This window comes from Pseudomonas sp. LTGT-11-2Z (genome assembly GCF_003691445.1).
GTDB classification, from domain to species: Bacteria; Pseudomonadota; Gammaproteobacteria; order Pseudomonadales; family Pseudomonadaceae; genus Aquipseudomonas; species Aquipseudomonas monteilii.
The window spans coordinates 121,393-137,329 of record NZ_CP033104.1 but is presented as its reverse complement, the minus strand read 5'-3'; the positions used below and the strand labels follow the sequence as shown (position 1 = coordinate 137,329).

Below are 15,937 nucleotides of genomic sequence, written 5' to 3'. Positions count from 1 at the left end.
TTTATTGCTCCTGGCTGATCGCGGCGCAGATCAGGTTGATGCCGCGGGCTTGAATTTGTTCACGTGCCGCTGCGGGCAGTCGTTCGTCTGTAATAAGGGTGTGCACGCTGCTCCAGGGCAGCTCGAGGTTAGGGATCTTGCGCCCCACCTTGTCCGACTCGACCATCACGATCACTTCGCGGGCAACTTCAGCCATGACCCGGCTAAGCCCCAGCAGTTCGTTGAAGGTGGTGGTACCCCGGCCGAGGTCGATGCCATCGGCACCGATGAACAGCTGGTCGAAATCGTAAGAGCGCAAAACCTGCTCGGCCACCTGGCCCTGGAACGACTCGGAATGCGGGTCCCAGGTACCGCCGGTCATCAGCAGCACCGGCTCGTGTTCAAGGTCGCTGATGGCACGGGCCACATTCAGCGAATTGGTCATCACCACCAGGCCTGGCTGACGCCCCAGCTCGGGGATCATGGCTGCCGTGGTGCTGCCGCTGTCGATGATGATGCGCGCATGTTCGCGGATTCGACCAACCGCGGCACGGGCGATGGCCTTCTTGTAGGAAGACACAGGCTGGGCCGGCTCACCGAGCAGTTCTTGCGGCACGGGTACTGCACCACCGTAGCGGCGTAGCAGCAGGCCGTTGGTTTCGAGGGCGGCAAGATCTTTGCGAATGGTTACTTCCGAAGTCTCGAAACGTTTGGCCAAAGCGTCCACGCTCACCTCGCCCTGCTCACTGAGCAACGCCAGGATGTTATGCCGCCGCTGCGGGGTATTTCGTTTCGACATGAGTGCTTAAGTTTCGTTTCGAAAGATAATGGTTGCAATCAAAACCTAAGATGAACGATTCGTCAAGCTGTCGCTGCCCTGTGGATAGTTTTTACCCGATTCGCTGCAGCCCTACAGGCACCGCAAAAAACCAATAAAAAAAGCCGACTTACTCACATAAGTCGGCTTTCGATCGAAACAGCTGTGAACAAATCAGCTCTTCTTGATCTTCTCCGGACGCTTCCAGCCCGAGATGTTGCGCTGGCGCGCACGGGCCACCGCCAGGTCACCGGCTTCGACGGCCTGAGTGATGGTCGAACCGGCTGCGGTGGTCGCACCAGCCTGAATTTCCACAGGCGCTACCAGCGAGTTGTTCGAACCGATGAACACGTCCTCACCCATCACGGTCTTGAACTTGTTCGCGCCATCGTAGTTGCAGGTGATAGTACCGGCGCCAATATTGGTGCGCGCACCGATTTCAGCATCGCCCAGGTAGGTCAGGTGACCGGCCTTGGCGCCTTCGCCCAAGTGGGCGTTTTTCAGTTCCACGAAGTTACCCACATGGGCTTTGGCATCCAGCACGCTGCCTGGGCGCAGGCGGGCGAACGGGCCAGCATCGCTACCCTCGCCCATCACGGCGCCTTCAAGGTGGCTGTTAGCCTTGACCACCGCGCCTTTGCGCAGGGTGGTGTTCTTGATCACGCAGTTAGGGCCGATCTGCACATCGTCCTCGATGACCACCTTGCCTTCGAGAACCACGTTGATGTCGATCAGCACGTCACGGCCGACGGTCACTTCGCCCCGTACATCGAAGCGTGCCGGGTCGCGCAGGGTTACACCCTGGGCCATCAGGCGGCGGCCTTCACGCAGCTGGTAGTGACGCTCCAGCTCGGACAGCTGGCGGCGGTCGTTGGCGCCCTGCACTTCCATCGGGTCGTGCGGCTGCTCGGTAGCCACTACCAGGCCATCGGCCACTGCCATGGCGATGACGTCGGTCAGGTAATACTCGCCTTGGGCGTTGTTGTTCGACAGACGGCCCATCCAGTCAGCCAGACGCGCAGCTGGCAATGCCAAGATACCGGTGTTGCCTTCCTTGATCGCTTTCTGCACGTCGTTGGCGTCCTTGTGCTCAACGATGGCAGTTACCTTGCTCTGCTCGTCACGGACGATACGGCCATAACCTGTCGGGTCGTCCAGGGTAACGGTGAGCAGGCCCAACTGCTGGTCGTTGGCCTTGGACAACAGGCGCTGCAGGGTCTCCACTTCGATCAACGGCACATCACCGTACAACACCAGCACGGTGTCGGCAGTCAGCGCCGGCAGAGCCTGGGCAACAGCATGGCCGGTACCCAGCTGTTTATCCTGCATGACGAAGTTCAGGTCGTCAGCGGCCAGGCGCTCGCGAACCAGCTCGGCACCATGGCCAATCACAACATGAATACCTTGCGGCTGCAGTTGGCGCGCACTGTGGATAACATGGCCGAGCATGGAGTTGCCGGCTACCGGGTGCAGCACCTTGGGCAGCGCCGAGCGCATGCGGGTGCCTTGGCCGGCGGCGAGAATAACGATATCGAGTGACATTACTGGCTACCAATCCTGGGCGGTCAGTGGAATGACCGGGGGGAGAAATCAGAAAAAGAAAAAGGGTAGCCGAGGCTACCCTTTTACTCAATCGCAACAGAAGTTATCAGCCAAAGGCCGATTACTTGCCTTTGCGCATTTGCTGGACGGTACGCAGCTGGGCTGCGGCCTCGGCCAGACGTGCGGCGGCGGCACCGTAGTCGAAGTCCGCGCCTTTCAGATTCAGGGCGTTCTCAGCAGCCTTGAGGGCTTCCTGAGCCTGAGCTTCATCCAGGTCTGCAGCACGTTGCACGGTATCGGCAAGCACCTTGACCATGTTTGGCTGAACCTCGAGGAAGCCACCAGAGATGTAGAACACCTCATGGGCGCCACCCTGCTTGGTCAGCGTGATCGGACCAGGCTTGAGATTGGTGATCAGCGGCGCGTGGCCTGGAGCGATACCGAGATCACCCAGGTTACCGTGCGCAACTACCATCTCGACCAGGCCGGAGAAAATCTCTCCTTCCGCGCTGACGATATCGCAATGGACTGTCATAGCCATCTGCTTGCCTCAACCTGATAGCGCCCCTTGCGGGGCGCAAGAATTACAGTTTCTTGGCTTTCTCGATCGCTTCGTCGATGCTGCCGACCATGTAGAACGCTTGTTCTGGCAGGTGGTCGTAGTCACCTTTGAGGATGCCGCTGAAGCCAGCGATGGTGTCTTTCAGGGAAACGTACTTGCCTGGCGAACCGGTGAAGACTTCGGCCACGAAGAACGGCTGCGACAGGAAGCGCTGGATCTTACGAGCGCGGGCTACCAGTTGCTTGTCGGTCTCGGACAGTTCGTCCATACCCAGGATCGCGATGATGTCCTTCAGCTCTTTGTAGCGCTGCAGAACATACTGAACGCCACGAGCGGTGTCGTAGTGCTCGTTGCCGATCACGTTCGGGTCCAGCTGGCGCGAAGTCGAGTCCAGTGGGTCGACCGCTGGGTAGATACCCAGGGAGGCGATGTCACGGGACAGAACGACGGTGGCGTCCAAGTGGGCGAAGGTGGTCGCTGGCGACGGGTCGGTCAAGTCGTCCGCAGGTACGTAAACGGCCTGAACGGAGGTGATCGAACCTTCCTTGGTGGAGGTGATGCGCTCTTGCAGAACGCCCATCTCTTCAGCCAGGGTCGGCTGGTAACCTACTGCCGAAGGCATACGGCCCAGCAGTGCGGATACTTCGGTACCGGCCAGGGTGTAACGATAGATGTTGTCGACGAACAGCAGAACGTCGTTACCTTCGTCACGGAACTTCTCAGCCATGGTCAGGCCAGTCAGCGCTACGCGCAGACGGTTTCCTGGTGGCTCGTTCATCTGACCGTAGACCAGCGCTACCTTGTCGAGAACGTTGGAGTCCTTCATCTCGTGGTAGAAGTCGTTACCCTCACGAGTACGCTCACCCACACCCGCGAACACGGAGTAACCGCTGTGTTCCATGGCGATGTTACGGATCAGTTCCATCATGTTTACGGTCTTGCCAACACCGGCACCACCGAACAGACCAACCTTACCACCCTTGGCGAACGGGCAAACCAGGTCGATAACCTTGATGCCGGTCTCCAGCAGGTCGTTGCCGCCTGCCTGGTCAGCGAACGAAGGCGCTGGCTGGTGGATACCGCGACGCTCTTCTTCGCCGATCGGGCCGGCTTCGTCGATCGGGTTGCCCAGTACGTCCATGATACGGCCCAGGGTGGCCTTACCAACAGGAACGGAAATGGCAGCGCCGGAGTCAACGACTTCCAGACCGCGCTTCAGGCCTTCGGTCGAGCCCATCGCAATGGTACGAACCACGCCGTCGCCCAGCTGCTGCTGAACTTCCAGGGTGGTTTCCGCGCCTTGTACTTTCAGCGCGTTGTAAACACTCGGCACGACGTCACGTGGGAATTCCACGTCGATGACGGCGCCGATGATTTGAACGATACGTCCGCTACTCATAGCTGGATCCTCTGAATATGTGAACCGTTAAACCGCGGCAGCGCCGCCGACGATTTCCGAGATCTCCTGGGTGATCGCAGCCTGACGCGCCTTGTTGTAGATCAACTGAAGCTCTTTGATCAAATCACCGGCGTTGTCTGTGGCGTTCTTCATGGCGATCATCCGGGCCGCTTGTTCAGCAGCGTTGTTCTCGACCACCGCCTGGTACACCTGCGACTCCACGTAACGCACCATCAAGCCGTCCAGCAGCTCTTTTGCGTCGGGTTCGTACAGGTAATCCCAGTGATGCTTGAGATCCTGATCCGGGGTTGCCACCAACGGTACCAATTGCTCGACCGTTGGCTTCTGGGTCATGGTATTGATGAACTTGTTCGAAACCACCGAGAGGCGATCGATACGGCCGTCCAGGTAGGCGTCCAGCATCACTTTGACGGAGCCGATCAGATCGTTGATCGATGGCTCTTCGCCCAAGTGGCTGATCGCGGCTACGACGTTGCCGCCAAAGATGCGGAAGAAAGTCGCACCCTTGCTGCCGATCACGCACAGGTCGATTTCCACGCCCTGTTCGCGGTTTGCGCTCATGTCCTTGACCAGGGCCTTGAACAGGTTGGTGTTCAAGCCACCGCACAGACCACGGTCACTGCTCACCACGATATAACCGGCGCGCTTTACAGGGCGCTCGATCATGAACGGGTGGCGGTATTCCGGGTTGGCGTTGGCCAGATGACCGATCACCTGGCGGATACGCTCCGCGTAAGGACGGCTAGCAGCCATGCGCATTTGTGCCTTGCGCATTTTGCTGACCGCCACTTTCTCCATGGCGCTGGTAATTTTTTGCGTGCTTTTGATGCTCGCAATCTTACTGCGAATCTCTTTTGCGCCTGCCATGTATCACCTATCAGGTTAGCAAGCGGGGGCCACGGCCCCCGCTGCGGCTTACCAGGTCTGGGTGGCCTTGAACTTCTCGATACCGGCTTTCAGGCCTGCGTCGATTTCGTCGTTGAAGTCACCCTTCACGTTGATCTTCGCCATCAGTTCGGCGTGATCACGGTTGAAGAAGGCGATCAGTGCTTGCTCGAAGCTGCCGATCTTGGAGACTTCTACGTCAGTCAGGAAGCCACGCTCAGCGGCGTACAGCGACAGGGCCATGTCTGCGATGGACATTGGCGCGTACTGCTTCTGCTTCATCAGCTCGGTAACGCGCTGACCATGCTCCAGCTGCTTGCGGGTCGCTTCGTCCAGATCGGACGCGAACTGGGCGAATGCAGCCAGTTCACGGTACTGAGCCAGCGCGGTACGAATACCACCGGACAGCTTCTTGATGATCTTGGTCTGAGCGGCACCACCTACGCGGGATACCGAAACACCGGCGTTCACTGCAGGGCGGATGCCCGAGTTGAACATGGCCGATTCCAGGAAGATCTGACCGTCGGTGATGGAAATCACGTTGGTCGGAACGAACGCGGAAACGTCGCCAGCCTGGGTTTCGATGATCGGCAGAGCGGTCAGGGAACCGGTTTTGCCAGTGACTGCGCCGTTGGTGAACTTCTCGACGTACTCTTCCGAAACGCGCGAAGCACGCTCCAGCAGACGGGAGTGGAGATAGAACACGTCGCCTGGGTACGCTTCACGTCCTGGTGGACGGCGCAGCAGCAGGGAGATCTGACGGTAAGCAACGGCCTGCTTGGACAGGTCATCGTAAACGATCAGGGCGTCTTCACCGCGGTCACGGAAGAACTCGCCCATGGTGCAGCCGGCGTATGGCGCCAGGAACTGCAGTGCGGCGGATTCCGAAGCACTGGCAACGACCACGATGGTGTTGGCCAGGGCGCCGGCTTCTTCCAGCTTGCGAACGATGTTGGCAACGGTGGAACGCTTCTGGCCGACAGCAACATAAACACAGAAAATACCGGAGTCTTTCTGGTTGATGATGGCGTCGATGGCCATGGCGGTCTTGCCGATCTGACGGTCACCGATGATCAGCTCGCGCTGGCCACGGCCGACAGGGATCATGGCGTCGACGGACTTGTAGCCAGTCTGTACAGGCTGGTCTACCGACTTACGCCAGATGACGCCTGGAGCCACTTTCTCGACTGCGTCGGTCTGGGTGTTGCCCAGAGGACCTTTGCCGTCGATCGGGTTGCCCAGTGCGTCAACGACGCGACCCAGCAGTTCCTTACCAACAGGAACTTCCAGGATGCGGCCGGTGCACTTGGCGCTCATGCCTTCGGCGAGGGTGTCGTATGCACCCAGGATCACTGCACCTACGGAGTCTTGCTCCAGGTTCAGGGCCATGCCGAATACGCTGCCAGGGAACTCGATCATTTCGCCGTACATGACGTCGGCCAGACCGTGGATCCGCACGATACCGTCGGATACCGAAACAACGGTACCTTCGTTACGGGCTTGGGAGCTCACATCGAGGTTGTCGATGCGGCCCTTGATGATTTCACTAATTTCGGAAGGATTGAGTTGCTGCATTGCTCTGCTGCCCCTTCAAACTCAAGATTTCAATGCTTCGGCCAGTTTCGCGATTTTGCCGCGAACAGAGCCATCGATTACCAGGTCACCAGCGCGGATGACGACGCCGCCAATCAGGCTGGCATCCTCCGACGCGTGCAGGCGCACTTCCTGGCCTAACCGTGCACTGAGAACCTTGGCGAGTTTGTCTTGCTGTTCTTGGTTCAACGCGAAGGCACTGGTGACTTCCACGTCCACGGATTTCTCTTGCTCGGCCTTGTACAGGTCGAACAGGGCGGCAATCTCCGGCAGAAGCAGGAGACGGTCGTTTTCCGCGGCAACATGAATGAAATTCTGTGCCTGTGCATTGAACTTGTCACCGCACACGTCAATGAACGTGGCGGCCTTTTCTGCGCTCGTCAGTCGCGGGGCCTTGAGCAGGCGCTGCATGGTGTCGTCTTGCGACACCGCAGCAGCCAGGCCGAGCATGGCTGACCAATTGGCCAGTTGCTGATGGGCCTGGGCATGCTCAAAGGCAGCCTTAGCGTAAGGTCGGGCCAACGTGGTCAGTTCTGCCATGATCGCCCTCGCTTAAATTTCAGCGGCCAGTTTGTTAACCAGCTCCGCATGCGCGTTTTGATCGATTGTGGCGCCAAGGATCTTTTCGGCACCGCCAACGGCCAGGGCACCCACTTGGGCACGCAGGGCGTCTTTAGCGCTGTTCAGTTCCTGTTCGATCTCGGCCAGAGCCTGAGCCTTCACACGGTCAGCTTCGACGCGGGCCTGTTCACGGGCTTCCTCGACAAGCTGAGCAGCGCGTTTCTTGCTTTGCTCAATGATTTCGGCTGCCTGTGCTTTAGCTTCACGCAGTTGCTGACCCGCTTTTTCTTGGGCCAGCTCCAGGTCGCGAGCTGCGCGGTTGGCAGCGTCCAAGCCGTCGGCAATCTTCTTTTGGCGCTCTTGCAGAGCAGTGATGACCGGAGGCCATACATACTTCATGCAGAAGAGTACAAAAATCAGAAAAGCAACGGATTGGCCAATCAGGGTTGCATTAATGTTCACGCCAACACCTCGCTCGGTCTTAATTCATACAGCCATCAACTCGTGGTGACGAGTGATTAGCCGGCGATCTGACCAACGAACGGATTCGCGAAGGTGAAGAACAGAGCGATACCAACACCGATCATGGTTACGGCGTCGAGCAGACCGGCAACGATGAACATTTTGACCTGCAGCATCGGAACCATTTCTGGTTGACGAGCAGCGCCTTCCAGGAATTTGCCGCCCAGCAGGCCGAAACCAATGGCGGTACCCAGAGCACCCAGGCCGATCAGCAGAGCAACAGCGATAGCGGTCAGACCAACTACAGTTTCCATCTTTCCTCCCGACTTTTACGTCGTATTGGTTAGGTTTTTAGTTTGAAGCGGTAAAACAAATCGTGAGTACAGCTGCCCTTGCGGACTTTTTAAGCCCTCCCCCCGAACAGGCGAGGAAGGCTATCAGACACGCCAGGCGGTCTTAATGGTTATCTTCGTGCGCCATCGACAGGTAGACGATGGTCAGCATCATGAAGATGAAAGCTTGCAGGGTGATGATCAGGATGTGGAACACAGCCCACGCCCATTGCAGCACCACACCCAGGCCGCTCAGCCACAGCAGGCCGGAGCCGAACATGACTGCGATCAGGATGAACACCAGTTCGCCGGCATACATGTTGCCGAACAGACGCAGTGCCAGCGAGATCGGCTTGGCGATCAGGGTGACGAATTCCAGCAGGAAGTTGACCGGAATCAGCAGGATCTGAACGAAGATGTTCTTGCTGCCGAACGGGTGCAGGGTCAGCTCACCGATGAAGCCGCCCAGACCCTTGACCTTGATGCTGTAGAAGATGATCAGGGCGAACACACAGAAGGCCATGGCCAGGGTCGCGTTCGGGTCGGTGGTCGACACGGCGCGGAACGGAATGTGCGGGTCACCGGAAATCAGGATGGCCAGCTGAGGAATCCAGTCGACCGGTACCAGGTCGACGGCGTTCATCAGGAATACCCAGACGAAAATGGTCAGCGCCAGCGGAGCGATTACCGGGCTACGGCCGTGGAAGGAGTCCTTCACGCTGCCGTTGACGAAGTCGACCATCACTTCAACGAAGTTCTGCAGACCGCCAGGTTGGCCCGAAGTCGCCTTCTTGGCCGCCATGCGGAAGATGAACAGGAAGATCAGACCCAGCGCGACGGACCAACCCAGGGTGTCCAGGTGGAACGCCCAGAAGCCCATTGCCTTGGCTTCTGCAGCCGAATGGGCGAAGCCCCAGCTGCCGTCTGGTAGTTGACCGTAGGTCAGGTTCTGCAAGTGGTGCTGGATATAGCCCGAAGCGGTTTCTGCTGCCATGGTTGCCTCAAACGCCCTAAGGTCTCGAAAGTCTTTTATTCATCAGCAGGGGCGCGAACCAGCTGACCAAAAGGGTCAGCACGAAGACGCCGAATACTGCTAACGGCGCCAATGGCTTCACTCCTGCAAAGGTCAGTGCAAAAAGCACTGCCGTCAAAATCATCTTGCCTGCCTCGCCAGCGTAAAACGACTTGACGATGGCTTGTGCCGCCCGAGCTCCGCTGAAGCGAAAAGCCTTCCAGGCGAAGTACACATTGGGCAGCCAGGCAATCAAACCTCCGCAAAGGCCTGAATATCCACTGACCACCCCTTTCCACTGCCACAACACCAAGGTTGCCAGCAGTAGTACGACGAATTGAGCCAGCAGTACCGGAAAAACCGCCCAGCGATGGAAAGGCAGGCGGTTTGGCGTGCGGATTTCCATCACAACTGCTCCTCGGAAGTCGACCAACAAGTCAGTTATGACTTGGCATAATTTGTGCCGACAAAATGCGCGCAGAGTATAGGGGTGGATTAACCCCTATTCAACTCTTCGGTAGTGATTTCCGACTGCGCGCTACAACAGGAATTGTTTCAGCGGATGTGAGCAAGCACGCCCTGCAACTCGTCAAGGGAGTTGTAACGAATAACCAACTGGCCTTTGCCCTTGTTGCCATGACGGATCTGGACAGCCGAGCCCAGGCGCTCTGCGAGCCGCTGTTCAAGGCGTGCGATATCCGGATCAGGTTTGCTCGGTTCGACCGGATCAGGCTTGTCACTGAGCCACTGACGCACCAGTGCCTCAGTTTGGCGCACGGTGAGGCCACGTGCGACAACATGACGCGCCCCCTCCTCCTGACGGTTTTCTTCCAGACCGAGCAATGCACGGGCGTGGCCCATCTCCAGGTCACCGTGGGCGAGCATGGTCTTGATCGCCTCAGGCAGCGTAATCAGACGCAGCAGGTTGGCCACGGTCACCCGCGACTTGCCTACGGCGTCGGCCACCTGCTGCTGGGTGAGCTCGAATTCCTGCTGCAGGCGCTGCAGGGCCAGGGCCTCTTCCAGCGGGTTGAGGTCTTCGCGCTGGATGTTCTCGATCAGCGCCATGGCAATGGCCGCTTCATCGGCCACTTCGCGGACCATGGCCGGGATCGTGTCCAGGCCGGCCTGCTGCGTGGCGCGCCAGCGGCGCTCACCGGCGATGATCTCGTAGCGGTTGTCGCCAATCGGGCGCACCACGATCGGCTGCATCACGCCATGGTTGCGGATCGAGTGCGCAAGCTCTTCCAGCGTCTCCGGGTCCATGTCCCGGCGCGGCTGGTACTTGCCACGCTGGATCAGCTCGACCGGCAGGTGTTGCAGTTCTTTCTGGTCGATCTTCACAGCCTGCTCTTCGAGCGCGCTGACGGAAGGACCACTGAGCAGTGCATCCAACCCACGTCCGAGACCCCGTTTCTTGACGGCCATACGGATTCCTTAAGTTGTTTGTGCAGTGCGTGATTGACGGCGTTGACGGCGTACCAGTTCCCCGGCCAGGGCCAGATAAGCCAGCGCGCCTCGCGATTGCTTGTCGTAAGCCAGTGCCGGCATGCCGAAGCTCGGGGCCTCGGCCAGGCGAATGTTGCGCGGAATGACCGTGTCGTACAGCTGCGGGCCAAAGTGCTCCTTCAGCTGCGCCGAAACATCGTTGTTCAGGCTCAGGCGCGGATCGTACATGGTCCGCAACAGGCCCTCGATCTTCAGCTCCGGGTTCAACCGGGCAGCGATGCGCTTGATGTTATCCACAAGGTCGCTGAGACCTTCCAGTGCGTAGTACTCGCACTGCATGGGGATGATGACGCCATCGGAAGCAACCAGGGCGTTCAGCGTCAGCATCGACAGCGACGGTGGGCAGTCGATGAGGATGTAGTCGTAGTTCTCGCGGATGGGCGCCAGCGCGTTGCGCAGACGGCTTTCCTTGACCTGCATTTCCAGCAGCACCACCTCGGCGGCGGTCAGGTCGCGGTTGGCCGGCAGCAACTGGAAACCGCCGTGCTCGGAGTAATGCATGGCCTGGGCCAAATCGCATTCCCCGATCAGCAGGTCGTAGACCGAGTGCTCGAGCTCGTGTTTGTCCACACCGCTGCCCATGGTGGCGTTGCCCTGCGGATCGAGGTCGATCAGCAGCACACGACGCTTGGTCGCCGCCAGCGAGGCGGCGAGATTGATACAGGTGGTTGTCTTGCCCACACCACCTTTCTGGTTCGCGATTGCGAATACCTTAGCCATTGTTGCGTGTGTTCCCAGTCATGCCTTGCGGCGCAGTATCAGCAGATGGCGCTGGCCCTGGCAACCCGGAACGGTCAGGGCCTGTTCGCTTTCCACTGTGAAGTCTGCGGGCAATGCTACCAGTTCATCGGCAGGATGCAGCCCCTTCATTGCAAGCCATTGCGTCCCGGTGTCGCCCAGGTGGCGGGTCCAGTTGGTGAAGTTCTCCATGCTGCTGAAGGCACGGGAGATGATGCCGTCGAACGGCTGCGCTGGCTGGAAGGCCTCGACCCGGCTGTGGATAACCGTGAGGTTGTCCAGCTTGAGCTCCATTTTCACCTGGGTCAGGAAGCGGGTCTTCTTGCCATTGGCGTCCAGCACCGTCACGCGCTTGTCCGGATGCAGGATAGCCAAGGGAATGCCGGGCATGCCACCGCCACTGCCCACATCCAGCCAGTTGACACGCTCGCTGTGGATAAACGGCATGACGCTGAGGCTATCCAGCAGGTGTCGCGACACCATCTCGTCGGGGTCGCGCACGGCGGTGAGGTTGTAGGCTTTGTTCCATTTGATCAACAGGGCCAGGTAGCCGAGCAGCTTATCGTGATGCTCGGTGCTCAGCTCGACACCGAGCTGGCGGGCACCTGTGGACAACTCTTCTGCGTGTTGCGGGGTGACCAGGGAACTCAAGCGCTTTGCTCCAATTCGCGGCCAGCGCCGCGTTTTTTCAAGTGAATCAGCAACAGAGAAATCGCCGCCGGGGTCACGCCCGGGATGCGCGAAGCCTGGCCCAACGTTTCCGGACGGGTCTGGCCAAGCTTGCTCTGGATCTCCTTGGACAGGCCGGAAATGGTCGAGTAGTCGATATCCACAGGCAGGCGAGTATCTTCGCTGGCACGCAGGCGGGCGATTTCGTCTTGCTGGCGATCGATGTAACCGGCGTATTTGGTGCGAATCTCGACCTGCTCGGCAACGTGTGGATCGATCGCATCACCGCCGGTCGCCTCGATCAGGCCGGCGTAGTCGATTTCCGGGCGCGCCAGCAGGTTGAGCAAGCTGTACTCGTGGCTAAGCGGGGTGCCGAACTTATCCACAATGGCTTGGCCTTGCTCGGTGTTCGGGCGCACCCAGGTCGACTTCAGGCGCTGCTCTTCGCGCTCGATACCCTCGCGCTTGGCGCAGAAGGCGGCCCAGCGTTGGTCATCGATCAGGCCCAGTTCGCGGCCTTTCTCGGTCAAACGCAGATCGGCGTTATCTTCGCGCAGGATCAGGCGGTACTCGGCACGCGAGGTGAACATGCGGTACGGCTCCTGCGTGCCCAAAGTAATCAGGTCGTCAACCAACACCCCGATGTACGCCTCGTCGCGACGCGGGCACCAGCTGTCACGGCCCTGCGCGCGCAGGGCCGCGTTGGTCCCGGCCAACAAGCCCTGGGCGCCGGCTTCTTCGTAGCCGGTGGTGCCATTGATCTGCCCGGCGAAGAACAAGCCTCCGATGACTTTGGTTTCGAGGCTGTACTTGAGGTCGCGCGGGTCGAAGTAGTCGTATTCGATGGCATAGCCCGGGCGCACGATGTGGGCGTTTTCCATGCCACGGATCGAACGCACCAGTTCCAGCTGCACGTCGAACGGCAGCGAAGTGGAAATACCGTTGGGATACAGCTCATGGGTGGTCAGGCCTTCCGGCTCGATGAACACCTGGTGGCTTTCCTTGTCGGCAAAGCGGTGGATCTTGTCTTCGATCGACGGGCAGTAGCGCGGACCGACACCTTCGATCACGCCCGAGTACATCGGCGAACGGTCGAGGTTCGAGGCGATGATCTCGTGGGTGCGCGCATTGGTGTGGGTAATCCAGCAGCTCACCTGACGTGGGTGCATTTCGGCATTGCCCATGAACGACATGACCGGGATCGGCGTATCGCCTGGCTGCTCGGTCATCACCGAGAAGTCCACCGAGCGGCCATCGATGCGTGGTGGCGTACCGGTTTTCAGGCGGCCGACGCGCAGCGGCAGTTCACGCATGCGGTGGGCCAGGGCGATCGAAGGCGGATCACCGGCGCGGCCGCCGGAATGGTTTTGCAAACCAATGTGGATAAGGCCGCCAAGGAAGGTACCTGTGGTCAGTACCACCGATTCGGCGAAGAAACGCAGGCCCATCTGGGTCACCACGCCTTTGACCTGGTCCTGCTCGACGATCAGGTCGTCGCAGGACTGCTGGAATATCCACAGGTTTGGCTGGTTTTCCAGGATTTCACGCACCACTGCCTTGTAGATGGCGCGGTCGGCCTGTGCTCGGGTGGCGCGTACGGCCGGGCCCTTGCGGTTGTTCAGAACGCGGAACTGGATGCCGCTCTTGTCGGTGGCCAGCGCCATGGCGCCACCGAGGGCATCGATCTCTTTGACCAGATGGCTTTTGCCAATACCGCCGATGGCGGGGTTGCAGCTCATGTGACCGAGGGTTTCCACGTTATGGGTCAGCAGCAGGGTTTTCACACCCATGCGTGCAGACGCAAGCGCAGCCTCGGTACCGGCATGGCCGCCGCCGATGACGATCACTTCAAAACGGGAAGGGAAATCCACCACGCACCTCGTGCCTGTTTTTGCGAATAGAGAAGGTAAGCGGACAAGTATAGGGACTTCACCCCCTTTAAAGAAACCGTCTGAGCAAATTTTGACCAGTCTGTGGATGAGTGGCAAACAACAGAAAACAAAGAGGAAAAATTTAAAAAAGCTTTGTTTTTATGTTTATTCTTATGCACAGCCTTGTCTGTGGATAAGGTTCTGTAGCCCTTTGTTCATGCATTGTAGAGAGAAATTAAACCCTGTGGTTGGAGTGCCATGAGGGTTATGGATAACACGGTTTAGCCTGTGGATTAAATGGCTCCTTACCCACAGGCCAGATTATCCTCAGCAAAAAAGCCTGCTTATCAACGGAGCTGAAGGCGAGTTTTCCACAGGGCTCCTGAGCACAGATTGCCTTCTGTGGATGAGTGATGTGTGAATTTCGAGGGCCTCGTCACGGGTAAACCCGCTCCCACAGCGATCTGCTCGAGGCTTGAGATGAGAAATTGCAGGCAAAAAAAAGCCGCTCCCGAAGGAGCGGCTCTTGATCTTGCCTGTTGTGGATTATTTGCCGATGCAGAAGCTGGAGAAAATCCGCCCCAACAAATCATCCGAGCTGAATGCCCCGGTAATTTCGCCCAAGGCATGTTGTGCCTGGCGCAAGTCCTCAGCCAGCAGCTCTCCTGCGCCCGCCAGAGTCAACTGAGCACGGCCGTGCTCAAGGTGTTCGCTGGCTTGGCGCAAGGCATCCAGATGGCGCCTACGGGCACTGAAACCACTCTCTGCAGTCTGTTCGTAACCCATGCAGGCCTTCAGATGGTCGCGCAGCAGTTGCAGCCCTGCATCGTCCCCTTTGGCGCTGAGGGTGATCGTCACATGGCCGTCATCACACTGCTCCAGCGCTACCCGCTCACCACTCAGGTCGGCCTTGTTGCGAATCAGCGTGACCTTGGCCGGGTCTGGCCGCTGGTCGAGAAATTCCGGCCACAAAGCGAACGGGTCGCTGGCCTCGGGCGCGGTGGAGTCGACCACCAGCAACACACGGTCAGCCTCGCCAATGGCCTTCAGGGCGCGTTCCACGCCGATCTTTTCCACATGGTCGTCGGTATCGCGCAAACCGGCCGTATCGACGACGTGCAGTGGCATGCCGTCGATGTGGATATGTTCCCGCAGGATGTCCCGGGTGGTACCGGCAATGTCGGTGACAATGGCCGCTTCCCGGCCAGCAAGCTGGTTCAGCAGGCTCGACTTGCCCGCATTCGGCCGGCCGGCGATGACCACCGTCATGCCGTCACGCAGCAAGGCGCCCTGCCCGGCCTCGCGCTGCACAGTGGATAACTCGCTGCGTACGGCATCGAGCATCGACAGCACGTGGCCATCGGCAAGGAAGTCGATTTCTTCTTCCGGGAAGTCGATAGCCGCCTCGACGTAGATGCGCAGGGCAATCAACGCTTCGGTAAGGCTGTGCACACGTTTCGAGAACTCCCCCTGCAGCGAACGCAGGGCGTTACGCGCCGCCTGGCTGGAACTGGCCTCGATCAGGTCGGCAATAGCTTCGGCCTGGGCGAGGTCAAGTTTGTCATTGAGGAACGCACGCTCGCTGAATTCGCCCGGGCGGGCCAGGCGGCAGCCGACTTGTACACAGCGCTGCAGCAACATGTCCAGGACCACAGGTCCGCCGTGGCCCTGCAGTTCGAGCACATCCTCGCCTGTGAACGAATTCGGCCCCGGGAAGAACAGCGCGATGCCCTCATCCAGTACAAGCCCTTCATCGTCGCGGAACGGGCCGTAATGGGCATGCCGAGGGGTGAGTGTACGGCCGGTGATCAACTGGCCGGCCTTGGCAGCCAGAGGCCCGGACAACCTGACAATACCCACCCCGCCGCGGCCTTGGGCGGTAGCGATGGCGGCGATGGTTTCACGCACAGTGTTCATGCTCGAAAGCCTCTACGACAAAAACGACAGATAGCAAAAACGCCCCACTAGGGGGCGTTTTTTATTCA

Annotated in this window: 16 protein-coding genes; all 16 read right to left on the bottom strand. The window is 59.1% G+C overall.

Annotation, left to right across the window (positions count from 1 at the left end; all coding sequences use genetic code 11):
* Position 1: 1 nt before the first annotated feature.
* Complete coding sequence (locus tag D8767_RS00675; RefSeq protein WP_016712766.1) at positions 2–778, bottom strand: DeoR/GlpR family DNA-binding transcription regulator; 777 nt, start codon at positions 776–778, stop codon at positions 2–4.
* 192 nt (positions 779–970) lie between these two features.
* The gene (gene glmU / locus D8767_RS00670; RefSeq protein WP_016712767.1) at positions 971–2,338 is read right to left on the bottom strand and encodes a bifunctional UDP-N-acetylglucosamine diphosphorylase/glucosamine-1-phosphate N-acetyltransferase GlmU; all 1,368 of its coding nucleotides are present in this window, start codon (positions 2,336–2,338) and stop codon (positions 971–973) included.
* A gap of 121 nt (positions 2,339–2,459) precedes the next feature.
* Positions 2,460–2,879 carry a F0F1 ATP synthase subunit epsilon gene (locus tag D8767_RS00665; protein ID WP_010955886.1) on the bottom strand — a complete coding sequence of 140 codons (420 nt, stop codon included), beginning with the start codon at positions 2,877–2,879 and terminating at the stop codon, positions 2,460–2,462.
* 43 nt (positions 2,880–2,922) lie between these two features.
* The gene (gene atpD, locus D8767_RS00660; RefSeq protein WP_016502294.1) at positions 2,923–4,299 is read right to left on the bottom strand and encodes a F0F1 ATP synthase subunit beta; all 1,377 of its coding nucleotides are present in this window, start codon (positions 4,297–4,299) and stop codon (positions 2,923–2,925) included.
* Between the two features lie 27 nt (positions 4,300–4,326).
* Positions 4,327–5,187 carry a F0F1 ATP synthase subunit gamma gene (gene atpG / locus D8767_RS00655; protein WP_003253195.1) on the bottom strand — a complete coding sequence of 287 codons (861 nt, stop codon included), beginning with the start codon at positions 5,185–5,187 and terminating at the stop codon, positions 4,327–4,329.
* A 48-nt stretch (positions 5,188–5,235) separates the two neighbouring features.
* Entirely contained in the window at positions 5,236–6,780 is a 1,545-nt protein-coding gene (gene atpA, locus D8767_RS00650; protein WP_016712768.1) for a F0F1 ATP synthase subunit alpha, read from the bottom strand.
* Positions 6,781–6,801: 21 nt separating this feature from the next.
* A complete protein-coding gene (locus D8767_RS00645; RefSeq protein WP_003253191.1) occupies positions 6,802–7,338 on the bottom strand; it encodes a F0F1 ATP synthase subunit delta in 537 nt (178 codons plus the stop codon).
* A gap of 12 nt (positions 7,339–7,350) precedes the next feature.
* On the bottom strand, positions 7,351–7,821 hold the full coding sequence (locus D8767_RS00640; RefSeq protein WP_003253189.1) for a F0F1 ATP synthase subunit B: 471 nt from the start codon (positions 7,819–7,821) through the stop codon (positions 7,351–7,353).
* Positions 7,822–7,877: 56 nt separating this feature from the next.
* A complete protein-coding gene (gene atpE, locus D8767_RS00635) occupies positions 7,878–8,135 on the bottom strand; it encodes a F0F1 ATP synthase subunit C (RefSeq protein WP_003097235.1) in 258 nt (85 codons plus the stop codon).
* A gap of 142 nt (positions 8,136–8,277) precedes the next feature.
* A complete protein-coding gene (gene atpB, locus D8767_RS00630) occupies positions 8,278–9,147 on the bottom strand; it encodes a F0F1 ATP synthase subunit A (protein ID WP_003260030.1) in 870 nt (289 codons plus the stop codon).
* A gap of 16 nt (positions 9,148–9,163) precedes the next feature.
* On the bottom strand, positions 9,164–9,571 hold the full coding sequence (locus D8767_RS00625) for a F0F1 ATP synthase subunit I (RefSeq protein ID WP_011536507.1): 408 nt from the start codon (positions 9,569–9,571) through the stop codon (positions 9,164–9,166).
* 149 nt (positions 9,572–9,720) lie between these two features.
* Entirely contained in the window at positions 9,721–10,593 is an 873-nt protein-coding gene (locus D8767_RS00620) for a ParB/RepB/Spo0J family partition protein (RefSeq protein WP_016712770.1), read from the bottom strand.
* Between the two features lie 9 nt (positions 10,594–10,602).
* Positions 10,603–11,394 carry a ParA family protein gene (locus D8767_RS00615; protein WP_012274913.1) on the bottom strand — a complete coding sequence of 264 codons (792 nt, stop codon included), beginning with the start codon at positions 11,392–11,394 and terminating at the stop codon, positions 10,603–10,605.
* A gap of 18 nt (positions 11,395–11,412) precedes the next feature.
* Positions 11,413–12,063 carry a 16S rRNA (guanine(527)-N(7))-methyltransferase RsmG gene (rsmG, locus tag D8767_RS00610; RefSeq protein WP_016712771.1) on the bottom strand — a complete coding sequence of 217 codons (651 nt, stop codon included), beginning with the start codon at positions 12,061–12,063 and terminating at the stop codon, positions 11,413–11,415.
* Positions 12,060–13,952 (bottom strand): tRNA uridine-5-carboxymethylaminomethyl(34) synthesis enzyme MnmG, encoded by a 1,893-nt coding sequence (gene mnmG / locus D8767_RS00605; RefSeq protein WP_028700025.1) that lies wholly within the window; start codon positions 13,950–13,952, stop codon positions 12,060–12,062. Before mnmG ends, rsmG begins: the two co-directional genes overlap by 4 nt.
* 546 nt (positions 13,953–14,498) lie before the next feature.
* Entirely contained in the window at positions 14,499–15,869 is a 1,371-nt protein-coding gene (gene mnmE / locus D8767_RS00600) for a tRNA uridine-5-carboxymethylaminomethyl(34) synthesis GTPase MnmE (RefSeq protein WP_016712773.1), read from the bottom strand.
* Between the last annotated feature and the right edge of the window lie 68 nt (positions 15,870–15,937).

Excerpts from the sequence above, each read along its gene's own strand:
- D8767_RS00675 (WP_016712766.1), bottom strand. The coding sequence starts at position 778 with ATGTCGAAACGAAATACCCCGCAGCGGCGGCATAACATCCTGGCGTTG.
- glmU (WP_016712767.1), bottom strand. The coding sequence starts at position 2,338 with ATGTCACTCGATATCGTTATTCTCGCCGCCGGCCAAGGCACCCGCATG.
- D8767_RS00665 (WP_010955886.1), bottom strand. The coding sequence starts at position 2,879 with ATGGCTATGACAGTCCATTGCGATATCGTCAGCGCGGAAGGAGAGATT.
- atpD (WP_016502294.1), bottom strand. The coding sequence starts at position 4,299 with ATGAGTAGCGGACGTATCGTTCAAATCATCGGCGCCGTCATCGACGTG.
- atpG (WP_003253195.1), bottom strand. The coding sequence starts at position 5,187 with ATGGCAGGCGCAAAAGAGATTCGCAGTAAGATTGCGAGCATCAAAAGC.
- atpA (WP_016712768.1), bottom strand. The coding sequence starts at position 6,780 with ATGCAGCAACTCAATCCTTCCGAAATTAGTGAAATCATCAAGGGCCGC.
- D8767_RS00645 (WP_003253191.1), bottom strand. The coding sequence starts at position 7,338 with ATGGCAGAACTGACCACGTTGGCCCGACCTTACGCTAAGGCTGCCTTT.
- atpE (WP_003097235.1), bottom strand. The coding sequence starts at position 8,135 with ATGGAAACTGTAGTTGGTCTGACCGCTATCGCTGTTGCTCTGCTGATC.
- atpB (WP_003260030.1), bottom strand. The coding sequence starts at position 9,147 with ATGGCAGCAGAAACCGCTTCGGGCTATATCCAGCACCACTTGCAGAAC.
- D8767_RS00625 (WP_011536507.1), bottom strand. The coding sequence starts at position 9,571 with ATGGAAATCCGCACGCCAAACCGCCTGCCTTTCCATCGCTGGGCGGTT.
- D8767_RS00620 (WP_016712770.1), bottom strand. The coding sequence starts at position 10,593 with ATGGCCGTCAAGAAACGGGGTCTCGGACGTGGGTTGGATGCACTGCTC.
- D8767_RS00615 (WP_012274913.1), bottom strand. The coding sequence starts at position 11,394 with ATGGCTAAGGTATTCGCAATCGCGAACCAGAAAGGTGGTGTGGGCAAG.
- mnmE (WP_016712773.1), bottom strand. The coding sequence starts at position 15,869 with ATGAACACTGTGCGTGAAACCATCGCCGCCATCGCTACCGCCCAAGGC.